The organism is Nocardioides sp. (assembly GCF_035503875.1).
Lineage (GTDB): Bacteria > Actinomycetota > Actinomycetes > Propionibacteriales > Nocardioidaceae > Nocardioides.
The window spans coordinates 1-8,227 of record NZ_DATJTA010000020.1 but is presented as its reverse complement, the minus strand read 5'-3'; the positions used below and the strand labels follow the sequence as shown (position 1 = coordinate 8,227).

At 72.1% G+C, this 8,227-nt stretch carries 5 protein-coding genes and 1 pseudogene; 3 read left to right on the top strand and 3 right to left on the bottom strand.

Going from position 1 to position 8,227, the window contains the following annotated elements:
* Positions 1 to 274 precede the first annotated feature (274 nt).
* From VMF51_RS05120 to VMF51_RS05110, 3 genes are all read right to left on the bottom strand, one after another.
* A complete protein-coding gene (locus VMF51_RS05120) occupies positions 275 to 1,498 on the bottom strand; it encodes an MFS transporter (protein WP_325473328.1) in 1,224 nt (407 codons plus the stop codon).
* 4 nt (positions 1,499 to 1,502) lie between these two features.
* Complete coding sequence (locus VMF51_RS05115) at positions 1,503 to 2,543, bottom strand: LacI family DNA-binding transcriptional regulator (protein ID WP_325473327.1); 1,041 nt, start codon at positions 2,541 to 2,543, stop codon at positions 1,503 to 1,505.
* Between the two features lie 159 nt (positions 2,544 to 2,702).
* On the bottom strand, positions 2,703 to 6,641 hold the full coding sequence (locus VMF51_RS05110) for a family 78 glycoside hydrolase catalytic domain (protein WP_325473326.1): 3,939 nt from the start codon (positions 6,639 to 6,641) through the stop codon (positions 2,703 to 2,705).
* A 429-nt stretch (positions 6,642 to 7,070) separates the two neighbouring features.
* Between VMF51_RS05110 and VMF51_RS05105 the strand changes: the two genes are divergently transcribed.
* The 3 genes and pseudogenes from VMF51_RS05105 to VMF51_RS05095 form a co-directional block, all read left to right on the top strand.
* The gene (locus tag VMF51_RS05105; protein WP_325473325.1) at positions 7,071 to 7,316 is read left to right on the top strand and encodes a hypothetical protein; all 246 of its coding nucleotides are present in this window, start codon (positions 7,071 to 7,073) and stop codon (positions 7,314 to 7,316) included.
* A 33-nt stretch (positions 7,317 to 7,349) separates the two neighbouring features.
* Positions 7,350 to 7,877: a 2'-5' RNA ligase family protein gene (locus VMF51_RS05100; protein ID WP_325473324.1), complete on the top strand. Its 528-nt coding sequence runs from the start codon at positions 7,350 to 7,352 to the stop codon at positions 7,875 to 7,877.
* A gap of 93 nt (positions 7,878 to 7,970) precedes the next feature.
* Positions 7,971 to 8,227 (top strand): annotated as a pseudogene (locus VMF51_RS05095) (hypothetical protein); the annotation flags it as partial.

Genomic DNA, 8,227 nt, shown 5'->3' with positions numbered 1-8,227 from the left:
GGCGGATCGGGTGGTCCATGCGAGCCTCCGAGAGCTCAACGACGGGGTGGGTTCGTGTCTCGATTCTACTCGAACGTAAGTTCGATTGCCCCTCGTCTTCCACAAGGCCGACTGTCGGCTCACGGGGTTTCGAGGCTCGCTCCGCTCGCACCTCAACCAGCGTCGGGTCGGCGCCGATCGCACCCCAACCAGCGTCGGGTCGGCGCCGCTCGCACCTCAACCGGCGCCGGGGTCGGCGTCGCTCACGCCCCGGCCACCGGTGGCCGCCGACGGATCAGGTCGTCGTCGCGCGCGTGATCACCCAGCCCACCGCGCTGGCGACCACGGCGGCGCCGGTGAGGAACCAGAACAACCCCGCGGGGCTCCACGACATGAGCGCCGGGGTGACGAGCGCGAAGCCGGCGGCGGCGGTCCGCGCGAGCGCGATGGTGGCGCCCTGGAAGGTGGCGCGCAGGTCGGGTGCGACGAGCTCCTGGCTCCAGACCTTGTACAGGCCTTCGCCGACGAAGGGATACGCCAGGGCGTACATCGTGAAGGCGACGAGCGCCACCAGCAGGGGCTCTCCCCCGCTGAGCGCGAGGACGAGCTGGGCGCCGACGAACAGCGCCGCGCCGGCGGGGAACACCCGCGGCCGCCACGGACCGTCGGCGATGACGCTGAAGATCAGGGTTCCGACGAGGCCGACCACGGTGACGGCGAACGCGATGGCCGTTGCGGTCGTCTGGCCGGCACCGCCGACCACCACCAGGAAGTAGGTGCGGAACGAGCCGAACGTGTTCGAGACCAGGGTGAAGACGAGGTAGAAGACCGCCACCAGCGCGAGCAGCCGGCGGCTCCCGCCGTGTCCTGCCGCCGACCCGTCCGACGGCGGACGATCGGGTGCCACGGCCCCCACCGGCACGCGCACCGTGCGCATCACGCGGCGCCGTACGACGAGGGTGCCGAGCGCGGCCACCGCCAGGGTCGCGAACGCCACCCGGATCCCGCTCAGGCCGTACGGCGAGACCGCGAGCGCCAGCGCGGTCGCCAGCAGGACGCCGATCGTCCACATCACCTGCGTCCGGGCGACCATCCGGCCGCGCACCCGAGCGGGCGCACGCTCCGCGACGAGCGCGATCGAGGAGGGCAGGTCCGCCCCGGACGCGACGCCCAGCACGACGACTCCCAGGACGACGACGGACGAGGACTGGGCGGTCGCCAGGACCACGGCGCCCGCGGCGTAGAGGGCCACCGTCCCCGCGAAGATCCGCGCCCGGCCCAGCCGGTCCGCGGCCCGGCCGCCCAGCAGCGCGCCGACGGCGATGAAGAGGGTGAAGGAGGAGCTGATGGCGCCGACGCTCCAGTCGTCCAGGCCGAGGCCCGTCCGCCACAGGGGCAACGCCGCGCCCACCGTGATGATCGCGGCGCTGTCCAGGAGCGACGCCATCCCCGCCGCGAGCGTCAGCCGCGCGATCGCCGGCGACCCGGTCCCCGTCACCCCGGCGCCCGGCCGGAGCACGCGATCACGGCTCGCCGGCACTGACGGTCGAGCCGCGGACGACCAGCTCGGGCGCCAGCTCGACCTGGGGACGCGGGGCGTCTCCCGGCCGCCGCTCTCCCCCGGCGACCTCCTCCAGCAGCAGCGTGGCGGCCATCTCGCCGAGCCGCTCCTGGGGCGTGTGGATCGAGGTCAGCGGTACGGCGGCGAGGCGCGCGAACTCGATGTCGTCGTACCCGATGACGGCGATCTCGCCGGGGATCGACAGGGACCCCCGCAGCCCGCCGCACAGGCCCATCGCGACCAGGTCGTTGACGCCCAGGAGGGCGTCGGGCAGGTCCCGGCGGGGACGCTGCAGGAGCTGACGAGCACTCGCCTCCCCGGCGTCGACCGAGCGGGCGGACGACCACACGACCTCGACCGTCGCATCGGGGTGCTCGCGGACCGCGGCGGTCACGCCGGCGAAGCGGTCGGCGATCTGGCTGAGCTCCAGGGTGTCGGTGACGAAGGCGAGCCGACGTCTTCCAGTGGCCAGCAGGTGCTCGGCAGCGAGCCGGCCGCCCGTGACGTGGTCGATCGACACGGAGGTCTGCTCGGGGCTGCGGGCGCGCTGGGCGCAGATCACGCTGGCCATGCCGCGTGCCCGCAGGCGGGCCAGCGTCGGCTCGATGTCGGTCACCGGCGTGATCACGACGCCGGTGACGCGCTGGCGCTCGAAGAGGTCGAGGAACTCCCTCTCGCGGGCGGGGTCGCCGCCATCGACGGCGGACAGCAGCTGCATGCCGGCCGCCGCCAGTCGCTCGCTCATCGCATTGGTGATCGCGGGCGTGCGGGCGCTGGCGAGCTCGTAGGAGATGTAGCCGACGACCGGGTTGCGGCCGCGACGCAGGCTGCTCGCGGCGCCGTTCGGGGAGAAGTTCAGCGTCTCCATGGCCGACCGGATGCGTTCTCGGGTCGCGGCGGACATCCGCTCCGGGTGGTGGAAGTAGTTCGAGACGGTCGCGGCCGAGACCTCCGCCAGAGCGGCGACGTCACGGATCGTCGGCGAGTCAACGGGTCCGGCCATGGCGCGCCCACGGTACCCCGGGGACGCGACCACGAGGGAGTCTGCGAGCAGGGCGACGGGCACGGACGGTGGCTCCTCGGCACGGGTTCGGACTGGCGGACGCGCGGGACGGGGTCCCGGAGCTGTCGCCCCGGGACCCCGCCTGCGATCAGGTGTCGGTCAGCGGCGTACCGCCGTGACCCGGACCCGGTCGACGGACCGCTTGAAGGAGGCGTTGCCGACGTACACCGCGCGGACGACGTGCGTCCCGCGACCCAGCCGCAGCTTCACCCGTGCCCGCCCGTCGTCGAGCGCGACCCGGCGCACCGTCTTGCCGTCGACGCGCAGCTCGACCCGGCCCTGCGGGACGCGTCCCGCGGCGGCCTTGACCCGGACGCCGACCGTGAACGGCTTGCGGGCCGTGACCCGCCTCGGTGCGTTGACGTTCGTCTTCGTCGCGACCGCCACCGTGCCGGTGCTCCCGGTCACGGGGCCGACCGGCGCCGAGGTGGCGCGCCCCGGAGGCAGGTCGCCGGAGGTCGCGGTCACGGTGACCGTGAGTCGCGTCCCGACGTCCGCCGCGACGGGGACGTACGTCGCCGCGGTGGCGCCGCCGATCGGAGCACCGTTGCGGTTCCACTGGTACGCGAACCGGAGGTTCCCGGTGTCCCACGTGCCCGGGGTGGCCGTCAGGGTGCGGCCGACGACGGCCTGGCCCCGCACCGCCGGCGCCGAGGTGTTCACCGGCGCCTCGTCCTGCGTCGGTACGCCGCCCGCCCGCTCGAGCTCGGCCGCCAGCGCGGCGCCCTTCTCGGCCAGGTTGGTGCGGACGTAGCCCGGCACGCCCGTGCCGAGGGCCGCGACGGCGTCGTTGAACTCCTCGACCGACGCGAGGGCCTGGTCGACCGACCCGTCGGTGGCGTACTCCAGGGCCGTGACGACGAGACCGCGCAGCTCGGCGGCGTCGACGTCGGACAGGTTGCCGTTGGACTCGTAGGTGTCGAGCTGGTCCACGATGTCCTCGAAGGAGACCCGCGGCGAGGTGAACTCGAACGAGCCCGCACCGACCGAGTAGACGGCGTACTCACCGTCGACCCGCTCGTACGTCGCCCGCGTCGGCGTGGTGAGCGCGCGCCGGCCGCCGGTCGGCACCCACACCTCGGCGGTCGTGTTCGCCGGCACGGTGACCTTCATCGAGAACCGGCCGTCGGTCCGCTCCCAGTCGATGCTCGCGGTGCCGTTCGGGAGGATCCGGTCGGTCTGGGCGTGCTGCACGTCGCCGACGGGCTGCGGCTTGAAGACCAGCTTGTCGCCGGCCTGCGCGTCCGCGGCCTCCTTCAGGCCGGCCACGCCGCCCTGGAACCACTCCTCGATCTGGATGAGGATCATGTGGTTGCTCGAGTCGCTGCGGGTCCACCGCTCACCGATGGTCGTGAAGCCCTCGGGGTTGCGGGGCGTCGACTGCAGGAAGTAGCCGTAGCTCGGGTAGCCGTCCTGCTGGACGACGTCCCACAGCACGTCGGCCCGGTCGGCGTCACGCAGCACCCGCACCAGCGGCGCGAGACCGATGTGTCCGGCCTCGATGTGCGGCCCGCCGTTGCCCGACGGGTCGAAGCCGTAGATGTGGTCGACCAGGTAGTCGAGCACGGCCTCGCGGTGCTCGGCCGGCACCAGCCCGGCGTCGAGCGCGAAGGCCTGGGCGGCCTGGGTCGCCCCGGTCTCCGTCGTACCGTCGGGGCTGTAGAAGCCGCCCTCCTCGTTGAGGTACTTGGCGTTGAACGCGCGGCGGATGTCGTCCGCGAGCCGCTCGTACTCACGCGCCTCGGCCGAGCGGCCGAGCGCTCGTGCCATCTCCGCCATGTGGTGGATGGTGAGGTAGTAGCCCCAGGTGCCGGTGATGCCACCGTCGGTGTTGTTGACGCTCACCCAGTCGGACAGGGCGGCCGTGACGATGTGCTCGTTCGCGCCGGTGCCCGCCTTCTCGCGGCGGATGTAGTCGACGAAGTCGACCATGTTGTCCCAGTACTGGTCCATCAGGTCGGTCGCGCCGTAGTGCCGGTAGAGGAAGTAGGGCACCAGGATGATGCCGTTGCCCCAGTTGATCTCGTCGCCGAAGCGGCCGGTGTAGCCCCAGTCGTGGACGGGGGTCTTCAGCGCGACGTTGCCGAACATCGGGCTGTCGGCGCGCGATTGCCCCTCGACCAGGTGCCGCATGTGCACGCGGAGGTAGGACCGCAGGTCGAAGTTGGACAGCAGGCCCTGCATCGGCGCGGTGTAGTCGGCCGGGTAGGACTGCTTCTCGCGCCCCGGGCAGTCGGTGAACGTCGACATCATGTTCGAGGTGAACGAGTACCGCGTCATGTGGTGGATGCGGTTCATCCGGGCGTTGGAGCTCTGGAAGTCACCCGACATCGGGATGTCGGCGTGGATCTCGTGGCCGGTGATGAGCGACGCGTCCGGGGTGACGCCCTCCGGGAGGCCGGTGACCTGGACGTACTGCATGCCGAAGTAGTTGAACTTGGGCTTCCAGGTCTCGCCTCCGGCGGCACCGGTCGCGATATAGGAGTTGAACAGGTCGGCGCCGCGGCCGCCGGGGCCGAGCGAGGACTGGTTGACGGTCCCGTTCGCGTTGAGACCCTCGGCCGGGAACATCTTGACGACGGTGCCCGCCGGGACCTGCGGCAGCGTCAGCTCGGGCCAGCCGGCGAAGTTCTGGCCGAAGTCGAAGACCCACGTCCCGGGGACCGGGTTGGTGACCTTCTTCGGCACGAAGGCCTGCATCTCGCGCATCACCTCGCTGTCACGGGAGACGAGCTCGGTCGCCAGGTTCGGCGGCGGGGCGATGCCGGCGGCGGTCCAGTCCATGGCCGATCCGTCGCGGCGGGTGGCCGCGGAGGTCAGGTCCGTACCGGGCTCGTTCCACCCGGCCTGCTCGCGGCGGGCGTCGTAGTCCTCGCCGGCGTACCACGCGGTGGTGGTCGTCGGGCCGGACGCGACCTGCCAGTCGCGGTCGCTCACGATCGACTCGGAGGAGCCGTCGGTGTAGTCGACCTCGATCCGCGCGATCATCCGCGGCGTGACCGCGGCACCCGCGCTCGGGTCGCTCGCGGCGATGTTGTTGCCGGAGCCGGTGACGACCGCGCCGGCGGCGTGGGCGGCGCTCAGGCCCGGGGTGAAGGTGATGCCGGTGCCGTCGACACCGGCCGTGCCGATCGCGGTGATGACCCGCGACTCGAGCCGCTCGCCGCCGTCGCCGGTGTCGATGTTGACGGTGCCGCCGACGTGGTAGTTGGCGACGTCGCTGACCCTGACGGTGGTGGCGCCGGCCGCGACGTCGGCCGCCAGCGTGCCCGTGCCCTTGAGCTGGCTCTGCCACCAGGCGTACGGCGAGGTGCGCCCCACGGCCGGGTTGTGGACCGAGCGCCGGACGTACGCCGTACCGGTGCCGAGCTCGACGCCGACGGTGTTGTCGCCGGCCTCGAGCTCCTCGGTGATGTCGTAGGTGCGGTACTCGGTCGACAGCTGGTAGTTGGTGTTGCCCGGCGCGAGCACCTCGTCGGTGACCTCCTCGCCGTTGACGGTCGCGTGGTGCAGGCCGACACCCGAGAGGTAGAGCCGCGCGTCGGCGAGCTCCTTGCCCTCGGGCACGTCGAACTGGCGGGCGAAGATCGGCAGCGGGTCACCCTCGGCGCGGCCGGCCTCCTCGATCCACTCCGCGTCGCCCCACTCGTCCTGGTCGAGCAGGCCGACGGAGAACGTCGAGGGCTCGCTCCAGCCCGAGACCCGCTGGTTCGCGTCCCAGACGCGGACGCGCCAGGCGACCGAGTCCCGCGACTCCAGGGCCGGGCCGAAGTCCGCCGAGATGGCGGCCTTCCGCACCCGGCCAGTGTCCCAGATCAGGTCTCCGGCCTCGAGCGCGGAGACGGACGAGGCCGCCTCGATCTCGTACGCCGTCTGCCGGTCGAGCGGACAGGTACCGGGAACGGTCGGGTCGTAGCAGGCGTTGCGGCCGCTCAGGTCGGCCGTCATCCGCCAGGCGAGCGTCGGCCGGGCGTCACCGATGCCGAGCGGCTCGTCATAGCGCCCGTTCACGCTCAGGTCGACCACGTCGACGGTCATTTGGGCATCGGCTGCCGCCGCCTGAGCCGCTGGCGCAGTCGTCAGGGCCTGGGGCATGCCCAGCAGCAGGGCCAGTCCGAGGGGGACGGCCGCCGTTCGTGCAGTTCTCGGCACAGCATCTCCTCTTGCCAGCGGGAGCTCGCAGCTCCGCTCGGCGACGCTTGAAGCGTCGACGTGACGGGCGTCACGCGACGTGAATCGTTTCACGAGATTCAGGGAGAAACAACGGTCCACGGACAAGCTGGCGCAATCCCGCCATCCCCGCTCGTCCGCCGTCAGATGGGCCGCAGAACGCGGATCCTGTGAGGGAGGTTCACCCCGACGGGCGCATTGACGACGACCGACAGCGGCGCGCACAATGCCGATCTGCATGTAAACCGTTTCACTGCCGGCTCGGCGCGGTGCCGAACGGCTCGGAGGGAGTTCGCGATGGCAGACCTGGGGCGAGGCGCGCCGGTCACGGTGTCGACGTCGGGGCTCGCTGGCGAGCCGGATCCCACGCTGGTGTGCGCCCTCGCCGAGATCGCTCGCGGGCGCTCGGTGCCGGCGGCGGCCGCCGCCTGCCACATCTCGGCGCGGTCGCTGCACCGCCAGCTGCAGGCGGCGAAGGCCACGCACGAGGCGGAGTCGACCGTCCAGCTCGTCGTGAAGTTCGTGCGGGCCGGGCTCATCTGAGCGCGGCCCCGGAGGCCCGCGTACCCTCCTCCCGTGACGCACGAGGGCCACACGGTGCTGCAGGTGCCGGTGCCGGCGCTCGAGCCGTTCGTGCGGGAGCGGCACGCGTTCTACGACCCGGGGTTCGTCTCCGAGGACCCGGCGTTCGTGCACGCGCACATCACCGCACTGGGGCCGTTCCTGCCGGCTCCGACGGCCGACGACCTGGACCGGGTCGCCCGGGTGGTCGCGAGCACCCCGCCGTTCGACGTCGTGCTCGAACGGATCGCGACCTTCGCGGACGGGATCATCCACCTGGTCCCGGACCCGCTCCGGCCGTTCCAGGACCTGACGATGCGGCTCTTCGAGGCGTTCCCCGCGTGCCCGCCGTACGCCGGGCGGTACGACGAGGTCCTCCCCCACCTCACCCTCGACCTGCGCTCGGCGGACGTGAGCGAGGAGTCGACCCGGGTCGCGCTGCAGCACCTGCTCCCCGTGTGCTGCCGCGCCGACCGGCTCGACCTGGCCTGGTGGCAGGACGGCGGGTGCCGGCTGCTGGGGTCCTGGCCGCTCGGAGGTTGAGCGGCAGATTCCCCGGTTCACCGGTGAAACTGGACGTTCCCAGGCAGGCGGATTCAGCTGGTCGAAGCAACACCGACTGATGGAGGTGTTGTGGTGCCGAGGAAGCGTGTGCCGGACGTGGTCCGGTCGAGGTTCTTCGATCTGGTGTGTGCGGGGTCGTCGTTGGCAGCGGCGGCGGTCGAGGTTGGCGTGGCGAAGCAATCGGCGTGGGAGTGGTGGGGTCAGTCTGCTCCGGTGACGTTGGAGCTGACTCAGGGCAGGAGCGGTGGTCTCACGCTGCGTGCGGGCGTGGATCCGGGCGTGGATCCGGGCGTGGATCCGGGTGTGGATCTGGGCGTAGATCCGGGCGT

Bases quoted from the DNA above. Each gene is read 5' to 3' on its own strand.
- VMF51_RS05110 (WP_325473326.1), bottom strand. From the start codon at position 6,641: ATGACCGTCGACGTGGTCGACCTGAGCGTGAACGGGCGCTATGACGAG.
- VMF51_RS05115 (WP_325473327.1), bottom strand. From the start codon at position 2,543: ATGGCCGGACCCGTTGACTCGCCGACGATCCGTGACGTCGCCGCTCTG.
- VMF51_RS05105 (WP_325473325.1), top strand. From the start codon at position 7,071: ATGGCAGACCTGGGGCGAGGCGCGCCGGTCACGGTGTCGACGTCGGGG.